The sequence below is a fragment of the Neobacillus vireti genome, from assembly GCF_036962345.1.
Classification (GTDB): Bacteria; Bacillota; Bacilli; order Bacillales; family Cytobacillaceae; genus Neobacillus; species Neobacillus vireti_A.
In genome coordinates, this window is sequence record NZ_JBALNB010000004.1 from 165,797 (window position 1) to 185,926 (window position 20,130).

Sequence of the window (20,130 nt, forward strand, 5' to 3'; positions counted from 1 at the left end):
AGGGTATTGACGACAAAACTACCGAGCGCACAGAAAGGATTAGTCCTCAATCAAGGGTATTGAGTACAAAACTAACAAGCGCACCGTAAGGATTAGTCCTCAATCAAGGGTATTGAGTACAAAACTAACAAGCGCACCGTAAGGATTAGTCCTCAATCAAGGGTATTGAGTACAAAACACACGAGCGCACAGAAAGGGTTAGTCCTCAATAGAGGTTATCCCGAAGTACACCTATCATCGGAAACCAAACAAAAAAATAATAAGGTAAAAATAGTGCACAAATTTGTAATAAAAGTCCCGATAAATCTCAGTCACATTACAGGTATGATAGTATGTGATGAGTAAAAGTTAAGTGTGGAGGGGAAAAAACGTGACGGATATTTTTGCACTCGAGACCAAAAAGCTTATTGAAGAAAAAACATATAGAAACTTAGATAGAATCCAAGATAAATTGCCCCATGTTGCTAGTAACGATAGTGTATATGATGACACCCGGCCAAGTTGGTGGACTTCAAGTTTCTGGCCAGGTATTTTATGGACTCTCTATGATCTTACCGAAAATGAACAATATAAAAACCTTGCCCAAAGCTGCAATCATAAAATTGAAAGAGCCTTTATTGAGCATCCAGAAAAATTTGACCATGATATAGGCTTTCAAATCCTATTAACCTCAGTATACAAATATGAGCTTACCGGCGATGAAGAAAGTAAACGTCTGGGATTATTAGCTGCGAACTTTCTAGCAGGCAGATTTAACCCTAAAGGAAATTTTATTAAATCATGGGACCGTGCACCTGGCTGGGTTATTGTCGATTGTATGATGAATTTATCTCTCATGTTCTGGGCTAGTAATGTATCTGATGATCCCCGGTTTAAACATATTGCCATTCAACATGCTGATACCTTCCTGAAATATGGTGTTCGCGAAGATGGTTCAACTTGCCATATCCTTTCCTTTGATGCAGAGACTGGAGAATTCATTGAACCTATTGGAGGTCAAGGATTTGGTCCTGAATCGTCATGGAGCAGAGGGAATGCTTGGGCGATTTACGGGTTTGCGAACATGTATCGATTTACGGGAGACGAAAAATACCTAAATGCATCAAAGCGAATCGCGCACCAATTTATTACATCCTTACCAGAAGATTATGTTCCATACTGGGATCACCGTGTAGATTCCATTGAAAATGAACCAAGAGACAGCTCGGCGGCAGCGATTGCCTCCTCAGGATTATTGGAAATTGCTGATCACGTGCCACAAAATGAAAAACGTGTCTATCTGGATAATGCGAGGAGGATATTGACCTCATTATCAAATAACTATGCTACTTGGAATAACCCTGATTATCAAGGGATATTAGTAGAAGGAACGGGGCATAAACCAAAGGGCAACTTTGTTAATGTATCGTTAATATATGGAGATTATTTCTTTATTGAAGCGATTGCCAAGCTTAATGGATGGAATCGACATATTTTTTAAATATAATAATTCGATAAGATGGAAGAGTACCGGTTTGGTACTCTTTTTCACCTTTTTGTGCAATATTTTTACCCTGCATGTAAAAATATTGCATACGGAAAAAGTGTATTTAAGATTATAATAGTAGGAATAGCTAGCCAAAGAAGGACCCCGGCTTTTGGCAGGAAAGGAGATTTAATAATGGAACAGAAAGGGATAATGGGAGGCTTTTACCGAGTAAGTGAATGGATCATGAGACTTGCCTATGTCAATTTATTATGGATCTTCTTTACGTTAATGGGAGGAATCATCTTAGGTATAATGCCGGCTACTGTTGGAGTATTTGCGGTTTCCAGGAAATGGATTATGGATAAAGAGGAAGAAGTTCCAGTCTTAAAATTATTCTGGCAAAGTTATCGAAGTGAATTTTTAAGGTCCAATTTATTAGGATGGTTTTTATTGATTGCAGGAAGCATCCTTTATACCTATCATGCAAACCTTGATTTATTACCAAATCAACTGCAAACTATTTTTCAGGTGATTTTTTATAGTGTTGTGATCATTATTGGGATAACGGTTAGTTTTATCTTCCCTGTCCTAGTTCATTTTGATGTGAATCTAAAACGGAGTATTAAAAACGCTTTCTTAGTTGGATTGACTTTTCCACATTATGCGATTCTTATGCTGTTTATCACGAGCGTTTCCATTGTTGTTTTTCAATATTTTCCTGTTCTATTTATCTTCTTTGGAGTTAGTGTGAATTCGATTTTACTTATGAAGATCGCGTATGGAGTGTTCCTCAAAATTCAGGTAAAGCAGAATGGAAAAATAGAAGAGTATAACGACAAATCAGAACAGATTTCAGTATGAGTATCCCCATAGCTAAAGCTAGGGATTTCGAAAGAATAGTCTTTAAAAGCACCATTGTCTTTACGTGGGCTACCACAAGTCCCGCTACTACATCAGGCCGAAGCCTTCAGCTTTGCATGTCTATTTTTCATGATGAAGATTTTCTGTGGGGCTTGAAGGAATTGTCTTCTTTCAAGTCCTTCAAAAGCATTCTTTACATGTTTACGTACGATATTATAGGCACCATTTACATCTGCATGAATTATAACTTTTGATCCTTTAAGTTTGTAAAAGGCTCTTGTGCTTCGATACCCGCTAAAAGTAGTTTGGTGTTCTTCTCCGAAAGTTGGGATGGGGTCATTATTCAAGAAACTTGACTTGGAGGTATAGCTCTCTTCCCTATCAATGACCTGAATACCTTTACGCTCAGATTTATATCGAATCATTTCAATGAAAGTCGCATAGGGAATTTGGATGAACGTTTGCTTATCTGCCTTTTGCATAGTAACCTCTACTTTCCAGCCAACATTCTTTCCAATGATGATGGTATCGATGTTTCTTTCTAAAGCAATTTCTACCACTTTAGCGCTAGCCTTATGCAAAAAATCCATGACTCGATTATTTCTTTTCCGATCCAACGAAATCATTCGATTAGTATTGAATATCCCTTCTTTTGGACCTTTACCATTTCGAATGATACTCATGTACTTTGCCTTTAATTTGTTATAGTATTGATTGGTTGATTTTAACCATGTTCCCTTGATAAGCAGAGGCTTTTGCCCCGTATTATCGACGATAGTTGCCAGGTTATCAACACCTAAATCAATACCCATTACTCGTTTCGGCTCAAATACCAATTCATTAGTTTGTTTTTGAGACCGTTGGATTTCCTTATCTTGCTTACCTTTAAAAACAACTTCTACTACATAGCGTCTGTAGGAAGGTACAATTCGAACCTGTTGCAGTTTCGCTTTTAAATGAACTAACTTTCCCAAGTTTAATAGAAGATGGGTTCCTGGTAATTTTAGAACACTTCCATCTTTAATTTTGGTAATTTGATTGGTTAAATAACACGTTGTGCGTCCATTTTTCTTTTTGTATTTTGGAATCTTTGGTTTTCCAGTAAAGCTGGCAGGATTAATTTTATATTTCTTTGAGGCCTCGAAGAAACTTTTCCAATCGTCATATACTTTTTTCATCGTTTGTTGATTGGACTGGGAGGGCATAGAAGTGTAATCTATCTGTTTCATCACTTTAAATAAGGCTTCAACAAAGCCATATCCAATAAATGATTTTTCATGATGGGGCATTTGAAATGGCTTGAACTTTACATCAGTGATTTTACCGCTTTTATTTACTTGCTTAGGGTTCACCTTTCCTTTTTCATAGCTTTTCTGACGAATCTCATTCATTTTAGGTAAATGCAATTCAATATCCGTTAAAGCCTGAAGTTGATTTTCGTTTCTCGTTCCTTTTTTTAAAGCGGTGTAGACCTGTCTAATATAGTAATTGGTTATGTTGTACAAGTTCTTCGCTTTATAACATAGAGAATCACAGTAATCGAACAATTCATGGTCCGGATGTATTTGTATTTTATATGCACTATACATTGTGTTCACCTCTCCGGCAAGAACAAACGTTCCGTTACTACTTCATTATACCATGTTGTATTATAGAATGTATAGTGCAAGCCCATACTCTTATCCTAAAAAGAAATATAAACTACAGCTTATATCCCATATCTGAAGCTAGGGGTTTTACGCTGCTTTTCGATAATGAAATAATAACGTTTTCCGAGGATGATGGAAGTGAAACTCAAATATATACTAACCTTTTACCAAAGAATTCAGCTCTCACTACTATTCTTGATTATCCTTCCATTTACCATTAGTTCGATTATTACGTATGTCATTATTAACAATGAAGTGACCGATAGAGTTATCATCTCTAATCAACAAATCGTTAATATTATAGCCACTGATTTGACGGACACGATTGATGACATTACGTTTTCTACCGTAATGATTGCAAGAGATATAAATATTAAAGAAAAGTTAAACAGTTTAAAAGGTTCTAGTAAAATCAGTACTTTTCAAGAATATCAAAATGTTCAAGAGGTAAGAGATTTCTTAAGCCTGTTAGAAACAAAAATGATCGGTGCTCAATCGAATATATTTCTTGTAAACCCTAGTGAGTACATCATTCATGCCTCGCAAACGGGGAGATTGGATCAATTAAAAACTGATTGGGATGAAATTAAATCCCGAGTAGATTTAAAGAATACTAGTACCATCCAATCATTAGGTGTCATTCATAATGATGAAATCTCTGAGAATGATTACTTTTTTGGCAGGGTTATTCGACATCATGTAAGCAATGAATATTTAGGTACGTTAGTTATTCGTATTCCCCATTCCTATTTTTCTAGTATTTTTAAGAGCATTGAAATGGGACGCCTCGTTCTCTTTGATCAAAATGGTTCGGAAATAGCCAGCAAACAGACAGATAGCTTTAGTGACAAGGAAATACTTAGTGTTGAAAAAAACATCAGTCGAGTTAATTGGACCTTGGTTTCGGAAATATCCCAGAAAGAAATTACTGGATCGATCACAAAGGTATTTTTTCTGTTTTTTATCTTAATTGTTTTATTTATCCTGGTATTTTTCCTGCTCTCCATCTATATGTCTAAAAGATTAATTAAACCGTTAAAGTCGTTTGAAAAGATTGTAAAGAAATTTGTTCGAGGGGATCATTCTGTTCGCTTTCACGTTAAGGGAAAAGATGAAATTGCGATGATTGGCAATACCTTTAATAAAATGTTAGATCAAATTAAAGACCTGATTCAGAAAATTGAGCAGGAGCAAGAAGAAAAAAAGGTGCTGGAACTTCAATCCTTAAGTGCGCAGATTCGCCCGCATTTCCTTATGAATACGCTGAATTCAATTAAATGTAACCTTAGTATCACAGGAGATCCTTTCCATAGTAAAAAAATCGATTCCTTAATCAGCTTATTACGATCCTACATGCGAGTGAATGTTCCTAATACCATTAAGCAAGAATTCCAATTAATAAATGCTTATTTAGATATTATGAATATGCGAAATGGGACAGATATTGTTGCGAAGATAGACATTGAAGAGGGATTAGAGAATGTTGAAATACCAAGATTACTCATACAGCCAATAATTGAAAACAGTATTATTCATGGTTTTGTCGACCGCGAACCGAACGCCATTATAAACATATCTACGTATACTATTGAGAGTGAAATTCAAATAAGCATCTCAGATAACGGAAAAGGAATGACAAAGGAAAAGTGTGATACGCTCAATCTTCTTTTCAAGGAGTTGAATGACGAATTACTCTCTGACTATGATAGAGTCGGGCTCATTAATATTGCACAGCGTTTAAAACTGACATATGGACAGACTGCCTATTTAGAAGCTAAGAGCAATGAAAAAAAGGGAACGACATTTATCATGCACATTCCCACGTTATAACACCTGTTTTTCGTTTGCTTTTTTATATTCACCCGGACTCATTCCTGTATACTTTTTGAAAATCTTTGAAAAATAAGTTCGGTCGGAATAACCAAGGCTATAGGTTATAAATTCAACACTTTCAAATCTTTCCGTAAGCATTGAAATAGCTATACGAATTTTAAAGCGATGAACATAATCGGTAAAGTTTTCACCCGTTAGCTGCTTAAAGTATCGAGAAAAATAGCTGGGATTTAAATGAAGATGATTGGCCATAATTATGGACGTAATGTTTTCGGACAGATGTTCTATAATATATTGGTCAATCTCTTTTAATTTTGGATTCCTAATGGTATGTTTGTAATTTGTATTCGTTAAGTCGTCAAGGCATGCTAAAATCTTTAGTTTTAGTAAATAGATCATTTGCTGAATGGTAAAGGAATTTTTTAAACATAATTCAAAATTCGTAAAAGATTGGCTTGAATTGAATACTTGATTCAAAATTTTTACACATTTTTCTTTTAATTGATTGGGCTCAAGCAGAAGGGTTTTGGCACTGTCCTCTAAATTGTGTAATGATTTTATCACTTCATCCGAATTAGAGTATTGAATGGCATCATTTAAACCTTTCATAAAAGGGTCGAGCAGAGAGTCTTCTACTAAATTAAACGTATTTTTTATTGAATGAACTTCTTGAAAAGATTGAATCTTAGTTTCGTAAAAAACGCTGGATTTTAATTTGGTAAGTTGGTTAATACTGCTTCCTAATGATGTTTTGTTGCAAATACTATTCGTAAAAAAGTAAAGATCAAGCTGTAAGGTTTCTTTTACTCTTTTTCGAATGCTGTTAAGAAAATGTTGAAACACCTCCACCCCTTTATTCGAAAAACTTTTCTTAAAATTATAGATAATAACGAGATTCATTTCCTTATCTTGTAAAATAGTAAATTGACTTTTATCTTTGGCAAGTTCCTCCGCAATGGTAAATAATTCACTATGAAACTCAGGGCTGTTATTTATTAATTGTTCTCGTGAGCAAGTCGAATAATCAACGGCAGAAGCACAAACAATAAAATCGTCATATTTCCAGTTAATTCCTAAACTCCGGCTGAAATCGAGAATCTTTTCATTGAATTCAATATCAGTTAAATCTTTGAGAAAGGATTGCTTTAATAAGTCTTTGTTGTGGATGATGGTATCCTGGTATTTTAACGCCTCCTGAAAATCGATAGAGTCCTTTATGTTATCGATTGATTTGAGAACGCTTTCTTTTAGCTGTTCTAAGTTTAGCTCATCTTTAATTAAGTAATCATCTACAGTTAACTGTATGGCTCGTTTTGCATAATAAAAATCCTCATGGCAGGTTAAGAGAATAACTCTAGCAGCCGGATTCATTTCTTTAAAACGTACCGCAAGTTCTAATCCATCGATTTGAGGAATCCCAATATCCGTTATGACTAAATCGGGCTGGTATTCTTCGAACAGTGCCAGCGCTTTCACACTTGAGAAAGTTGAAGCTACGATCTCTACACCTAACTCCTCCCAGTTCATGATATTTTCCAGATATTTAAGCATAGGAACATCATCATCAACCAGCATTACTTTGTACATGCCTAAACCTCCAGTCATTTGTTTAATAAACATATTATATACTGTATTTTCTTAATTGAAAGATAGTTTTTGAGAAGTGTGCATTATTTTTACCTATTGACCCTGGAAACAAGTAAAAATTATATGCAGAAAACGGTTGCTAAACCTCCTATAATAAGTTTGGATAAGGAATCACATGGAAAAGGAGGAAATATGAGTGGAAGTAAATATTAATAGCGAAAAAGAAGTCACCAGTCTATCTCCGAACAAAAAAAGACCATTTTGGAATGAAAAACGGAAAGAAAGCGCTGCTGGAATACTATTTGTTCTTCCAGAGTTTTTAGGAATTTGTCTCATGGGAGTTTTCCCATTAGGGTTTACGTTGTTTCTAGCATTTACTGAATGGAATTTTATAGGTGGTATGGAAACGATAAAATTTATTGGATTTGATAACTTTATCAGGTTAGCAAATGATGATAACTTTCTTTTGGCGTTGAAAAACAACCTATTATACACGATTTTCACTGTACCTGTGGGAATGGTGCTGGCATTAATTTTAGCAGTAGTTATTCATTCGAAAGCATATGCAAAAGATTTCTTTAAAGTTGCATTTTTCATACCCTATATCTCTACACAGGTAGCTGTTGCAGCAATCTTTGCAGCACTATTTCATCCATCTTTAGGACCAATTAACCAGTTCTTGATGAATATCGGAATTTCAGATCCACCGAAATGGTTAGGAAGTACTGACAGTGTAATGGCAGCCATTATCATTGTAGGTATCTGGCATACAGTAGGATATATTGTCATCATTTATATTTCAGGTTTAAGTACGATTTCTGAAGAAGTGTATGAAGCAGCTGAAATTGATGGGGCGAATTTTTTCCAAAAGTTCATAAAAATAACCGTGCCGCTATTAGCTCCAACAACATTCTTTTTAGCGATTACGTTAATGATTTCTTCGTTTAAAGTTTTTGATCTTGTTGCCTTTTTAACAGACGGTGGACCAAATCATGCGTCGAATGTCCTTGTTTACTATATTTACGAAGAAGGATTTAAAAACTTTAGGATGGGCTATGCTTCTGCGATTTCTTGGGTTCTATTTACCATTGTAGCTGTGCTGACCATTATTATGTGGAAAATCCAAAATAGAAAAGCAGATTAATAGAGGAGGTATTTTTTATGTACAAGTTGAAGGAGGATCTTAAAAAAAATCCCTCCAAACTCATTGTGACGATCATATTAGCGATCATATCCATTGCCTTTCTTATACCACTTATTTGGATGCTTTCAACATCTGCAAAATATGAAAGCGATGTTATGGTGTTTCCCATTGAGTGGATACCAACAAGATGGAATTTAGTTGAGAATTTTAAAGCGGTATGGATGAGTGAAGTACCATTTACAACCTTTTATCTAAATTCCATTAAATTAGCATCGATTACAACAATCGTGACAATCATTGTTTCATCGATGGCAGCGTACTCATTCTCAAAGCTTAGGTTTCCAGGAAAAAGTGTTCTATTTGGATTGTTAATGGCATTTTTAATGATTCCGGAGCAGGCAACTTTAGTCCCTCGCTATATTATGATTAAATGGTTTGGACTATTTAATACGCATGAAGGTCTAATCTTAATGGCTATGTTTTCTATCTACTTCACTTTCCTTATGCGTCAATATATGGTTGGAATCAGTGATGAATACATTGAAGCTGCAAAAATTGATGGTGCAGGGTATTTTAAAATCTACTGGAAAATTATGCTTCCATTATGCCGTCCAATTTTAGCAACAGTGGGTATTATTAAATTTATTTGGGTTTGGAATGATTATCAAAACCCGCTTATCTTCCTTTACGATGAAAAGCTATATCCTATTACATTGGGGATGCAATATTTTAAGACTGAATACAGTGATAACTACGCAGTAATGATGATGGCTTCGTTATCAGCAATCCTGCCACTCTTAATTGTATTTGTCATCCTGCAGAGAAATGTAATTGCGGGTATTTCATTAGGCGGAGTAAAAGGATAGTAAAAAAAGTACACATTTATAAAAAAATCTTACACATCGTTTTAAAAAAATATACGCTACTATAAAGAAGCGTTCTCGTATTTTAAAAATTATAAAAGATGAAAGGGGTTACAATTCTGTGAAGAGAAAAAATCGTTTTTTAATCATGCTTTCCGTTCTATTTCTTCTGCTTTTAACTGCATGTTCTGGATCTAAGGAAAGTTCAAGCAGTGAGAAGCCAGAGGGAAAAAAGGCAGAGAAAGAAGAAGTAGTAGAAATTAAATATTTCAACTGGGATGCTGACCAAACCGCTATTAATAAAATTATTGCGGATTTTGAAGCAAAGAATCCAAATATTAAGGTTAAATCCGAGGTTCTTATTCCTGGTGGAAGTGCAGTAGATAATATGACTCGTATGGACGTATTAATGTCTGCAGGAGAACAAGTTGACGTTGTTTCCATTCCTAACGTGGACCAAGCAGTACTACGTGCTGCAAACGGTATGTTTGAGCCATTAGATGATTACTTTAAGAAAGATAAACTCGATATTAAAGAAGAGTACTTAATCAATGCAGCATATGACGGTAAAGTATATGCGCTGCCACACTTAACAAACTACTGGTATATCTTATTGAATAAAGATCATTTAGACGAAGCTGGTTTACCTATACCTGAGGTTGGGTGGACATGGGATGAATTCAAAGAATACGCAACAAAGCTTTCTAAAGGTGAAGGAAAAGATAAGAGATATGGCGTATACTTCCATACTTGGGGAGAATATGCAAACCCAATTCTTTTTGCAGAAAAAGAACACCCTTATATGATTGATGAAAAGAAATCTATTTTTGATGATAAATCATTTGACTACTGGTTTGAATTACGCAGGGATTTAGAAAAAGCTGGTGCGATTAAACCATTCTCTGATGTAATTGGAGCGGAATTAAACTATCGTACTGAATTCTTTAACGAACAAGCAAGTATGTTAATGACTGCAAGCTGGACCGTTGCCGATGTTGGAAACGTGGAAAAATATCCTCATGATTTCAAAACAGCATTTGCTCCAATGCCTAGAATGAGTGAAGATTCACCAATTGGAAGCACGAACGTTGCAGGTGAGTTCTCAGCTATTTCAAAGAACTCTAAGCACAAAGAAGCTTCATACAAGTTCTTGAAGTATGTAACAGGTGAAGGTTCACAAGTAAGAGGTTTATCTTCTTGGAAAGATGCTGATGGAGAAGCAACAATCAATACAATGGTTGCTGGAAAAGAAAATTATTATGATGTAGATTCACTATTACACACATTATTTAATGATGAAGTAAAAGGTGCTTACACATCTGACCTTGCTATTTCTTATGGTAATGAACTTAAGAAGAATGTATTGGAAGCTGGATTTACTAAATTCATGCTAGACGATATCTCTGTTAAGGAAGCAAAGGAATTCATGGTAGAGGAAGCGAACAAGATTATTGAAGTGAATAAAAAGTAATCTAAGTAAACAATATTATGGATAAAGCCCTGCATGATGACGAATCGCTGAGCAGGGCTTTATCCATTTAGTTTTTTGAAACATACTTCAATCACCGTAGTGCATTTACTTTAAACTTATTCAATTTTATGCGACAATAGAATTGAATACATTTTTCATAGGTTCTTTTGATGTTTTTAGATGAGTTTGTCACATGGGGATTAAAGTGTCCTTTTTGGACAGACTTTTATTTTTTTAGCTTTGTTGTGTTTTTTCAGATTACTTCTAATCACGTTGTGGAAAGGAGGCAGTCAATGATGAACATCCATTATGCGGTCATAGGTTTAGCCTATTTAATCATATTAGTTATTGCATATGCAGTTATTATTTTCACAAACTCGGAGGAGGAAAAAAGTGAGGTAATAATTGATAAAGCATTTAAGAATGCATATTCCATCCTCGCTTTTGGTCTGCTTGTGGTTTATGGCCTTTTCCTATTCCCTCACATTACCTTAGATAATCAAACCACTTCCTATCTCATTCTCACAAGTAAATATATTTCAGTGTTTACACTCGGGGCAAGTCTCTATGTATTCAGTAAAAAGTATGCATTTGATAAGTGATCAAGAAAAGGAAATCATCCGCTGGATTTAAAGGCGGGTGATTTTTTTTTATTCTCCGAGAAGGTATTAAATTCACCGGTTAGTACATTTTAATACCAAATCAATTGTTTGTAATGTTACATAGTATATGTTATTGTTTAGTTATGTAACCTATTTAAGGTAACTTGTGGATGTCTAGGAGGTCAACTTATGGAGTATGTTGAGCCTATAAGAGATGTTGATAGTATTAATGCAATAAAAGAAATTTTACAAAAGCAGTCACAAAGAGACTATTTACTTTTTGTTCTTGGTATTAATACAGGAATTAGAATAAGTGATTTACTTTCAATAAAGATCGAGGATATCTGGGATGGAACGGGGATTAAGGAATTTTTATATTTAAAGGAAACAAATAGTGATGAAACCAAGGGTTACTATTTAAATAATAACGTTAAACTCGCGTGTGAGAATTACTTGAATATGTATGATTTTAAAGATAGTGATTATTTGTTTAAGTCCAAAAAGAATAATCAACCCATTACCCGCCAGCAAGCATACCGCATTATTAATACCGCTGCAAAAGAGGTTGGAATTCCAGGTAAAATTGGTACCCATACATTAAGAAAAACATTTGGCTACCACGCCTATCAGAAAGGAATTGCCATCTCCATTCTAATGGGAATCTATCATCATCATTCTCCTTCAGAAACATTAAGATATATTGGAATAAGTAAAAATGAAAAACCGTTGATTAAAGTGGATGTGAATTTATAAAATAAAAAAACCTCCACCCAAGGGGTGGAGGATTACACTCCACCCTCGGTGGAGGAGTTATAAGTAATCATCGTCAGAAGTTGAGTCCGTATCCATATCAACGTTTGTTAAGTCTTTAACAATGTTCTCTTTTACTCTGACTTGTAATGTTTCCTTGTCTTTCATGAATTTGAAAATACCATTATTAAAATCGGTTCCGAATTCCTTGAAGAAAATCCCTTCATATTCAACAGCCTTTGTATGTTTAAAAATGAGCTGGTAGTGGTCGTGCTCTTTAACAAGATAAGCACGAACTCCTTTTTCGAAATGTCTATCGGGATTTTTTAAATAGCGGGCTACAGATATGATATGAAGGTCCACGAATGGAATTTCACGTAATAAAGAATTAATAATTGACCCCTTAGCAATTTGTTCCCAGCGGCTTTGAGCAGTTTGACCGAGTATGATCTGTGTAATATTTTTTTCTCTTGCCACTTCTGCAATCACTTTTGAAATCGGTCTGTGTTCATTATCTTTGATAATAAATGCGTCAGCACTATGTTGGGAAGCTAATTGTTTCCATCTGGCAATATAGTTTGATTTCTCTGCATCCAGATCATCAAATGGATTAGGATCTACGGTGAGAATGTACAGCGGACAATCAAGCATATTGGCAATTTTACAGCCGCGTTGAATGAGACGTTCGCCATTCGGACCATAATATACACAGACAAGGATACTCTCGTCCATGCGCTCTTTCATTTTTTTCATTATTTGTTCACCTCGGAATCGGAATAAATGAAATCCGATACTATAACACTTTTAATAAACTTGACTATAACCCATGCCACACTTTCAGTCAATCTATTTACAGGTATACGATTTTTTAATCAATTATAGGGAGGGATATGATGTCAGCTTCGTTACACATTATGATTTTGATTCCATTTATATTTGCAATCGCTGTCCCCTACATTTATAAACAACTAACGCCGCGTATTCACACTGGGTGGTTTGTCCTATTTATTCCGTTGGTGATATTTGTTTATTTACTTTCATTTATTCCCAAAATTTCAGAAGGGAATACTTTCAGAGAAACTGTACCATGGATTCCAGCCTACAATATTAACTTCACCACCTATATGGATGGATTGAGCTTACTATTTGGATTAATAATTACGGGAATTGGTGCATTAGTAATCCTTTATTCTATTTTCTATATGTCTAAACACCGTGAGGCTCTGCATAATTTCTATGTGTATTTATTACTATTTATGGGAGCTATGCTTGGTCTCGTATTTTCTGATAATATTTTTGTTTTATATGTCTTTTGGGAAACAACAAGTGTATCTTCCTTTTTGCTAATTGCGTACTGGTATGAACGTGAAAAATCACGATATGGTGCACAAAAATCGATGCTCATTACGATTTTTGGCGGGCTGGCGATGCTTGCTGGCTTTATTATGCTTTCTATGATTACGGATACCTATAGCATTCGTGAAATGATAAGCAATGCAGCTGATATTTCCTCACATTCATTGTTTATTCCAGGGATGGTATTAATATTAATCGGAGCATTTACAAAGTCTGCACAATTTCCATTCAGCATATGGTTACCAGATGCGATGGAGGCGCCTACGCCAATAAGTGCTTATTTACATTCTGCAACAATGGTGAAAGCAGGTCTTTATTTAGTGGCGCGTATGACCCCGGTTTTCGGTGGTGTGGCTGAATGGTTCTGGCTGGTATCGGGAGTAGGAATCATCACTTTATTATATGGATCTGTGAATGCAGTGAGACAAACCGATCTTAAAGCTTTATTAGCATACTCAACGATTAGCCAATTGGGATTAATCATGAGCCTCCTTGGTTTAGGTTCTGCCTCCTTGTATTTCGGAGTGGGTAAGGATTCCTCTGTCTATGCTATGGCAATATTTGCTGCGATTTTCCACTTAGTGAATCATTCTACATTTAAAGGCTGTTTGTTTATGGTTGTTGGTATTATTGACCATGAGACAGGAACGCGGGATATTCGAAGGCTGGGCGGTTTAATGCACCTTATGCCGATTTCTTTTACCTTAACCGTGATTGGAAGCTTTGCAATGGCTGGACTTCCGCCATTTAATGGATTTTTAAGTAAGGAAATGTTTTTTACTGCGGTAGTAAATGCATCAAATATGTCGATATTTAATGCAGAGACAATAGGTCTGGCTATACCCATCATCGCATGGATTGCCAGTGTCTTTACCTTTGTTTATAGTATGATTCTTGTTTTTAAAACCTTTAGAGGGAAGAATAAACCTGAAAAATTAGGTAAGGTAGTGCATGAGGCTCCGATTGGGATGTTACTATCTCCACTTATCCTCGGATCCCTTGTTATTATTATTTTCTTTTTTCCGAATGTCCTTTCACATTACTTATTAAAACCTGCTTTGTATGCAGTGTTGCCAACGCTTGCTGGTGCTGGTGACTTGAATATAAAAATTAGTGCATGGCATGGTTGGAATACTGAGTTGTTTATGACACTTGGTGTTGTTGGACTAGGGACGTTGTTGTACGTATATTTGAAAAAATGGTATCGAATTTATCTCTTATATCCTGAAAATTTTACGATAAATAGTCTGTATAATCTTGCGCTGGAAAAAATGGAAAGCTCATCGAAGCTAGTTACAGAGCGATATATGACAGGATTTATCCGTGATTATTTAGTATATATATTCTCATTTATCATCCTGGTTGTCGGCGGTGCAATGTGGTTCTTTGATGGATTTTCCTTTGACCCGTCTGCTGATGCCCCTTTAAATCTATTTGAAGTGGGATTAGTGCTGGCTATGATTAGTACGGCAATCGCTGTTTTATTTTCAAAAACCAGGCTGACTGCCATTGTTGCAGTTGGGGCGCTCGGGTTTCTAGTTTCCTTTTTCTTTGTTCTATTCAGAGCTCCCGATTTGGCATTAACACAACTGGTAGTTGAGACTGTTACTACGGCCCTATTCTTATTATCCTTTTATCATTTACCGGAATTGAAGAAGGAGATAAGTCGTATACGGTTTAAAGTAGTTAATGCTTTCATTTCCATCGGAGTTGGTGTGACCGTTACGATGGTTGCCTTATCAGCAAATGCGAATCGTCTATTTGAGTCCATTTCAAGTTATTATGAAAACTCTTATGAGCTGGCGGGTGCGAAAAATATCGTGAACTCAATCCTTGTTGATTTTAGAGGATTTGATACGATGCTTGAAATTCTTGTACTAACCATGGCTGGGTTAGGTGTATTTACATTAATTAAGCTTAATGTTTCGAGGAGGGATAAGCATGAAGGTGCCGAATGATGTCATCATACGAAGCGTCACCAAGGTTGCAGTCGTCATCATTTTTACGTTTGCCATCAATCTTTTTGTTTCAGGTCATCATTTTCCTGGCGGTGGGTTTATCGGTGGTCTGGCGTTTTCCTCAGCTTTAATCCTTTTATTTCTAACATTTGATATTGAAACAGTTCGTAAAAATATACCGGTGGATTTTAAAGTAGTTGCAGCAGTAGGTGTATTGATTGCTGTTCTTACAGGAGTGGGCGGGATGCTTTTTAATGCTCCATTTTTATCACAGACATTCGGTTATTTCAATCTGCCTATTTTCGGGAAAACTGAACTTGCAACGGCGGTGCTTTTTGATATCGGGGTAGGGTTGGCTGTAATTGGGACATCGATCACGATCATTTTGAGTATAGGTGATGATCGATAATGGAAACGTTAATGTCTATCCTTGTAGGTATATTATTCGCTGTTGGAACATATTTGATTTTGACGAAAACCCTATTTAGAATCATTCTAGGAACCTCCATCCTTGGTCATGGAGTAAATATATTGATTATTACGATGGGAGGGTTAAAAAAGGGAGGTCCGCCGCTTCTTGGGATAAAGAATCTAACCTATGCTGATTCTTTGCCACAAGCCCTTTTATTAACTGCAATCGTGATAAATTTTGCAACAACAGCTCTTTTTTTAGTGCTGAGTTATCGTGCTTATAAGGTGTTAGGCACGGATGATACCGAGCAACTGAGAGGTGTTGAGAATGAATAATTTGGTTGTTTTGCCAATCATTATCCCGATTATAGCGGGAATGATAATGGTGATTTTTAGAAAAAATATAAAATTGCATAGATCTCTAAGCGTTGTTACTACAATAGCGATAAGCATTTCTACTCTTTTGCTCATCGCTCAAATCCATACCAAGGGAATTCAAACCCTGCATTTAGGCGGCTGGGAAGCTCCCTTTGGTGTAAGTATGGTGGCTGATATGTTTTCGAGCTTACTAGTTCTGGTAACGAGCATCGTTTCACTATGTTGTTTATTATATGCTTTTCACTCCATTGGAAAAGAGAGAGAAGCCAACTACTTTTACCCGCTGTTTTTGTTTCTGATTACTGGGGTGAATGGCTCCTTTTTCACTGGAGACATTTTTAATTTATTTGTTTGCTTTGAGGTGATGTTAGTTGCATCCTATGTGTTGATATCACTAGGAGGTACGAAAATTCAGCTCAGGGAGTCTATTAAATATATATTGATTAATATTATCTCCTCTTTTCTATTTCTTGTTGCAATCGCATTCCTTTATGCCATGACCGGAACGTTGAATTTTGCTCACCTTTCGATACGTGTTGCTGAGGCGGGGCAAGGCGGGCTTATGACGACGGTTGCGATTCTATTTTTAATTGTTTTTAGTTTAAAAGCAGGCCTTTTTCTATTCTACTGGCTGCCGGGTTCCTATAGTGCTCCTCCGACAGCGATTTCTGCAATCTTTGCAGCGCTGTTAACAAAGGTAGGAATCTATGCAATTATAAGAGTTTTCACGCTCGTCTTTTATCATGAGCCAGAGGTGACTCATTTATTTATCGGAATATTAGCTGCGGTAACGATGCTGTTAGGAGCAATTGGGGCAGTGGCTTTCTGGGATATCAAAAGAATTCTAACGTATAACGTTATTGTGGGTGTTGGTTTTATATTAGCTGGACTTGCATCCTCTACAACGGAAGGAATGACGGGAGCCCTATACTATTTGTTTCACGATATGATTGTGAAGGCACTGATTTTCCTTTTAGGTGGAACCATCATATACCTTACCGGAACAAGTAAGTTAAAAGAAATCAGCGGTCTTATCCGTTTACACCCCGGATTAGGCTGGATGTTCTTTATTGCTGCATTATCCCTGTCAGGTATACCGCCATTAAGCGGTTTTATTGGGAAAATTTTTATAACGGAAGGCACTTTTGAAACAGGATACTTCTGGTTGGGCGGAATCGGATTGCTTACGAGCATTATGGTATTGTATTCCATCATGAAAATCTTTATGAATGGATTTTGGGGCTATACCGATATATCGGAGGAGAAAGAGAAAGGGACAACGAAGGGGTTATTGTTACCGATTGGAATCCTTACCATATTAACGATTGCGCTCGGATTAGGCGCAGAAGGAATTCATGCTTATGTTGATATTGCGGTAGATGGCTTAATGAATCCAAGCTTTTATATTGAAGCAGTCTTGGGCAGCAATCTTGATCAATAGTTAAAATGGTTATCTTGATAGATGGAAAGGGGTGGTACCCATGCCCATGCAAGTATTAGTAAATTTATTAATTGGTGTCATCTGGATGTTTCTTCAGGATGATTGGAGTGTGTTAACATTTTTTAGTGGTTATCTATTTGGTTTATTGGTGCTTTATATATTACGCAGATATCTTCCTACTAAATTCTATTTGGTAACATTATTAGCAATCGTTCAACTTTTTTTGGTGTTTATTTATGAATTGTTCACATCTAGTATCTTAGTGATTCGACAAATTCTCAGGCCTACCATCAATATTACTCCAGGAATTTTTACGTTGGAAACAAGTTTAGAAGGGGATCTAGAGGTTACCTTACTAGCATTGCTGTTAACCCTGACCCCTGGGTCTGTTGTAGTTGAAGTTTCTTCGGATAGCAAGAAGTTTTATATACATGCAATGGATATCCCAGAATCAAGCGATGCAGTTATCCAGTCCACAGTTAAATTTGAAAAGGCTATTAAGAAGGTGACGCGAGCATGATACAGGGAATTTTAATTTGTTCATTAGTATTTCTAAGTTTTGCTGTTTTTGCAACTGTTTTTCGATTGATAAAAGGGCCGACTGCTCCAGATAGAATTCAGGCACTGGATGCATTAGGGATTAATATCATTTCTGGAGTGGCAATTTTTTCTGTTTTTATTAGAAGCACTGGATTTTTTGAGGTCATTTTATTAATTGGGATCCTTTCCTTTATCGGGACAATTGCCTTTGCAAGATATATTGAAAGAGGTGTAGTCATTGAGCGTAATCAATCCGAGTGAACATATCGCTGTTTTGTTTATATTGATCGGTACCATCTTCAGCTTTTTAAGTGCAGTTGGGTTAATTCGTCTCCCTGACGTTTACACCCGCTCACATGCACTTTCAAAAGGGTCAACGATGGGCGTTCTTTTTACGCTTGTAGGAACGTTTCTCTTTTTTATGTTGGAAGGCTATTTTAGTATTCGCTTATTTCTTGGTATATTCTTTGTATTTCTCACTGCCCCTGTAGCTGCACATGTAATTGTACGGGCAGCCCATCGCTCAAATGTCGCTCTCTCAAAGGAAAGTGTACGGGATGACTTGAAGGAAATTATTGATGTAGTAAAAGAGAGTAAATAAATTTCTATAAAAAGACAAATCGTCAAAAAGTAACTGACTCAGAATGCTTGAGTCAGTTTTTTATTAAACTAGAACAATCGGGGCGGAATGTGTACGAAAAATAGAAAGGAGTAGAAGTTCGGTAAGATTAGGGATTGTAAGGAGTGAAAGATCGGTGACAAACAGGGGTGAGTCCGTTTATATTGTTTAAAATTCTTATAACCTATACAATGAAATCTAAAATTTTTATATAAGGAGTGTTGTTAATGAAAGCACTTATCTTTGAAACATTCGGGGGACCAGAGGTATTAAAATACATAGATATCCCAGAACCATTCATTCGTGAAAATGAGATATTGGTTAGGATGAAGGCGATAGGATTAAATTTCGCAGATATATACCGCCGAAAAGGAAATTATCATCTAGCAGGAAAACCACCATATATATTGGGTTATGAAGGTGCAGGTATTGTAGAAAAGGTAGGTCCTGGCATTACCACCTTAAAGGCTGGAGACCGGGTTGCATTTGCGGATGTTCCATTTGCTAATGCAGAGCTAGTTGCAGTTCCTTTGGAGAAGTCCATTCCATTACCAGATGAGATTTCCTTTGAAACAGCTTCATCCATCTTACTTCAAGGTTTAACAGCACATTACTTAACAAAAGATAGTTTTGAAGTAAAGGTTGGACAAACAATCCTTCTTCATGCAGCAGCAGGTGGAGTTGGTCAAATTCTTATTCAAATTGCAAAATTATTAGGCGCGCGAGTTATTGGGCTTACTTCTTCAGTCGATAAAGCTAAGGCTGCTTATTTAGCCGGAGCTAATCATGTGTTTTTATACAGTGATAACTGGATTGAGGAATTAAAGAAGGTAACGAATGGGTTGGGGGTAGATGTTGTTTATGATTCTGTAGGTTCTACATTAATGGAGAGTTTTGAAGCTGCTAAAGTTGGAGGTACTGTTGTTTTTTATGGTATGGCAGGGGGTGACCCCGCTCCAGTAGATCCTAGGATGCTCATGGATACTTCAAAAACATTAACAGGCGGGGACCTTTGGAATGTTCTTACTTCGTTAGAGGAAAGAAAGGCGCGTTCAACACAATTATTTGATTGGGTAATGGAAGGAAAAATAACAATTCAAGAGCCAACTATTTTCTCTTTAATGGATGGCTCTAAAGCACATACTTTACTAGAAAGTCGAAAAAGCACCGGTAAAATCATATTAAAACCTTAGAAATGT

At 36.2% G+C, this 20,130-nt stretch carries 19 protein-coding genes; 16 read left to right on the top strand and 3 right to left on the bottom strand.

Features of this window, described 5'->3' with window-relative positions:
* Window positions 1–370 precede the first annotated feature (370 nt).
* Both V7108_RS03225 and V7108_RS03230 read left to right on the top strand, forming a co-directional pair.
* Window positions 371–1,480 carry a glycoside hydrolase family 88 protein gene (locus tag V7108_RS03225; protein ID WP_335567345.1) on the top strand — a complete coding sequence of 370 codons (1,110 nt, stop codon included), beginning with the start codon at window positions 371–373 and terminating at the stop codon, window positions 1,478–1,480.
* A 180-nt stretch (window positions 1,481–1,660) separates the two neighbouring features.
* On the top strand, window positions 1,661–2,329 hold the full coding sequence (locus tag V7108_RS03230; RefSeq protein WP_335509259.1) for a YesL family protein: 669 nt from the start codon (window positions 1,661–1,663) through the stop codon (window positions 2,327–2,329).
* Between the two features lie 92 nt (window positions 2,330–2,421).
* Here the strand turns inward: V7108_RS03230 and V7108_RS03235 are convergent, their stop codons facing one another.
* On the bottom strand, window positions 2,422–3,918 hold the full coding sequence (locus V7108_RS03235; RefSeq protein ID WP_335567346.1) for an RNA-guided endonuclease InsQ/TnpB family protein: 1,497 nt from the start codon (window positions 3,916–3,918) through the stop codon (window positions 2,422–2,424).
* Between the two features lie 198 nt (window positions 3,919–4,116).
* Here V7108_RS03235 and V7108_RS03240 point away from each other — a divergent pair, with 198 nt between their 5' ends.
* Window positions 4,117–5,808 (top strand): cache domain-containing sensor histidine kinase, encoded by a 1,692-nt coding sequence (locus tag V7108_RS03240; RefSeq protein ID WP_335509253.1) that lies wholly within the window; start codon window positions 4,117–4,119, stop codon window positions 5,806–5,808.
* On the opposite strand, the gene V7108_RS03245 is transcribed toward V7108_RS03240, so the two are convergent.
* Window positions 5,803–7,398: a response regulator transcription factor gene (locus V7108_RS03245; protein ID WP_335567347.1), complete on the bottom strand. Its 1,596-nt coding sequence runs from the start codon at window positions 7,396–7,398 to the stop codon at window positions 5,803–5,805. The two genes, V7108_RS03240 and V7108_RS03245, sit on opposite strands and share 6 nt — an antisense overlap.
* Before the next feature lie 196 nt (window positions 7,399–7,594).
* Between V7108_RS03245 and V7108_RS03250 the strand changes: the two genes are divergently transcribed.
* From V7108_RS03250 to V7108_RS03270, 5 genes are all read left to right on the top strand, one after another.
* Window positions 7,595–8,542, top strand: coding sequence for a carbohydrate ABC transporter permease (locus tag V7108_RS03250; RefSeq protein WP_335509248.1), 948 nt, complete (start codon window positions 7,595–7,597; stop codon window positions 8,540–8,542).
* A gap of 17 nt (window positions 8,543–8,559) precedes the next feature.
* Window positions 8,560–9,408, top strand: coding sequence for a carbohydrate ABC transporter permease (locus tag V7108_RS03255; protein WP_335509246.1), 849 nt, complete (start codon window positions 8,560–8,562; stop codon window positions 9,406–9,408).
* Window positions 9,409–9,526: 118 nt separating this feature from the next.
* The gene (locus V7108_RS03260) at window positions 9,527–10,876 is read left to right on the top strand and encodes an ABC transporter substrate-binding protein (protein ID WP_335509244.1); all 1,350 of its coding nucleotides are present in this window, start codon (window positions 9,527–9,529) and stop codon (window positions 10,874–10,876) included.
* Between the two features lie 293 nt (window positions 10,877–11,169).
* Entirely contained in the window at window positions 11,170–11,478 is a 309-nt protein-coding gene (locus tag V7108_RS03265; protein ID WP_335567348.1) for a hypothetical protein, read from the top strand.
* A 189-nt stretch (window positions 11,479–11,667) separates the two neighbouring features.
* Window positions 11,668–12,231 (top strand): tyrosine-type recombinase/integrase, encoded by a 564-nt coding sequence (locus tag V7108_RS03270; protein ID WP_335567349.1) that lies wholly within the window; start codon window positions 11,668–11,670, stop codon window positions 12,229–12,231.
* Window positions 12,232–12,288: 57 nt separating this feature from the next.
* Here the strand turns inward: V7108_RS03270 and V7108_RS03275 are convergent, their stop codons facing one another.
* The gene (locus tag V7108_RS03275) at window positions 12,289–12,981 is read right to left on the bottom strand and encodes a universal stress protein (RefSeq protein ID WP_335510578.1); all 693 of its coding nucleotides are present in this window, start codon (window positions 12,979–12,981) and stop codon (window positions 12,289–12,291) included.
* Window positions 12,982–13,118: 137 nt separating this feature from the next.
* On the opposite strand from V7108_RS03275, the gene V7108_RS03280 reads away from it, so the two are divergent.
* The 8 genes from V7108_RS03280 (at window position 13,119) to V7108_RS03315 (ending at window position 20,124) form a co-directional block, all read left to right on the top strand.
* The gene (locus tag V7108_RS03280) at window positions 13,119–15,542 is read left to right on the top strand and encodes a Na+/H+ antiporter subunit A (RefSeq protein WP_420489155.1); all 2,424 of its coding nucleotides are present in this window, start codon (window positions 13,119–13,121) and stop codon (window positions 15,540–15,542) included.
* Window positions 15,526–15,951 carry a Na(+)/H(+) antiporter subunit B gene (locus tag V7108_RS03285; RefSeq protein ID WP_335519185.1) on the top strand — a complete coding sequence of 142 codons (426 nt, stop codon included), beginning with the start codon at window positions 15,526–15,528 and terminating at the stop codon, window positions 15,949–15,951. Before V7108_RS03280 ends, V7108_RS03285 begins: the two co-directional genes overlap by 17 nt.
* A complete protein-coding gene (locus tag V7108_RS03290) occupies window positions 15,951–16,289 on the top strand; it encodes a Na(+)/H(+) antiporter subunit C (protein ID WP_335519188.1) in 339 nt (112 codons plus the stop codon). The genes V7108_RS03285 and V7108_RS03290 overlap by 1 nt, the downstream gene beginning before the upstream one ends.
* Complete coding sequence (locus V7108_RS03295) at window positions 16,282–17,772, top strand: Na+/H+ antiporter subunit D (protein ID WP_335519191.1); 1,491 nt, start codon at window positions 16,282–16,284, stop codon at window positions 17,770–17,772. The genes V7108_RS03290 and V7108_RS03295 overlap by 8 nt, the downstream gene beginning before the upstream one ends.
* A 40-nt stretch (window positions 17,773–17,812) precedes the next feature.
* Complete coding sequence (locus V7108_RS03300) at window positions 17,813–18,292, top strand: Na+/H+ antiporter subunit E (RefSeq protein WP_335519193.1); 480 nt, start codon at window positions 17,813–17,815, stop codon at window positions 18,290–18,292.
* On the top strand, window positions 18,289–18,573 hold the full coding sequence (locus V7108_RS03305; RefSeq protein ID WP_335519196.1) for a Na(+)/H(+) antiporter subunit F1: 285 nt from the start codon (window positions 18,289–18,291) through the stop codon (window positions 18,571–18,573). Before V7108_RS03300 ends, V7108_RS03305 begins: the two co-directional genes overlap by 4 nt.
* Complete coding sequence (gene mnhG / locus V7108_RS03310; protein ID WP_335567351.1) at window positions 18,551–18,913, top strand: monovalent cation/H(+) antiporter subunit G; 363 nt, start codon at window positions 18,551–18,553, stop codon at window positions 18,911–18,913. Before V7108_RS03305 ends, mnhG begins: the two co-directional genes overlap by 23 nt.
* A gap of 245 nt (window positions 18,914–19,158) precedes the next feature.
* Complete coding sequence (locus tag V7108_RS03315; protein ID WP_335514444.1) at window positions 19,159–20,124, top strand: quinone oxidoreductase family protein; 966 nt, start codon at window positions 19,159–19,161, stop codon at window positions 20,122–20,124.
* The last annotated feature ends 6 nt before the right edge of the window (window positions 20,125–20,130 follow it).

Bases quoted from the DNA above. Each gene is read 5' to 3' on its own strand.
- V7108_RS03270 (WP_335567349.1), top strand. From the start codon at position 11,668: ATGGAGTATGTTGAGCCTATAAGAGATGTTGATAGTATTAATGCAATA.
- V7108_RS03315 (WP_335514444.1), top strand. From the start codon at position 19,159: ATGAAAGCACTTATCTTTGAAACATTCGGGGGACCAGAGGTATTAAAA.
- V7108_RS03280 (WP_420489155.1), top strand. From the start codon at position 13,119: ATGATGTCAGCTTCGTTACACATTATGATTTTGATTCCATTTATATTT.
- V7108_RS03230 (WP_335509259.1), top strand. From the start codon at position 1,661: ATGGAACAGAAAGGGATAATGGGAGGCTTTTACCGAGTAAGTGAATGG.
- V7108_RS03245 (WP_335567347.1), bottom strand. From the start codon at position 7,398: ATGTACAAAGTAATGCTGGTTGATGATGATGTTCCTATGCTTAAATAT.
- V7108_RS03290 (WP_335519188.1), top strand. From the start codon at position 15,951: ATGGAAACGTTAATGTCTATCCTTGTAGGTATATTATTCGCTGTTGGA.
- V7108_RS03235 (WP_335567346.1), bottom strand. From the start codon at position 3,918: ATGTATAGTGCATATAAAATACAAATACATCCGGACCATGAATTGTTC.
- V7108_RS03255 (WP_335509246.1), top strand. From the start codon at position 8,560: ATGTACAAGTTGAAGGAGGATCTTAAAAAAAATCCCTCCAAACTCATT.
- V7108_RS03265 (WP_335567348.1), top strand. From the start codon at position 11,170: ATGATGAACATCCATTATGCGGTCATAGGTTTAGCCTATTTAATCATA.
- V7108_RS03295 (WP_335519191.1), top strand. From the start codon at position 16,282: ATGAATAATTTGGTTGTTTTGCCAATCATTATCCCGATTATAGCGGGA.
- V7108_RS03305 (WP_335519196.1), top strand. From the start codon at position 18,289: ATGATACAGGGAATTTTAATTTGTTCATTAGTATTTCTAAGTTTTGCT.
- V7108_RS03275 (WP_335510578.1), bottom strand. From the start codon at position 12,981: ATGAAAAAAATGAAAGAGCGCATGGACGAGAGTATCCTTGTCTGTGTA.
- V7108_RS03300 (WP_335519193.1), top strand. From the start codon at position 17,813: ATGCCCATGCAAGTATTAGTAAATTTATTAATTGGTGTCATCTGGATG.
- V7108_RS03285 (WP_335519185.1), top strand. From the start codon at position 15,526: ATGAAGGTGCCGAATGATGTCATCATACGAAGCGTCACCAAGGTTGCA.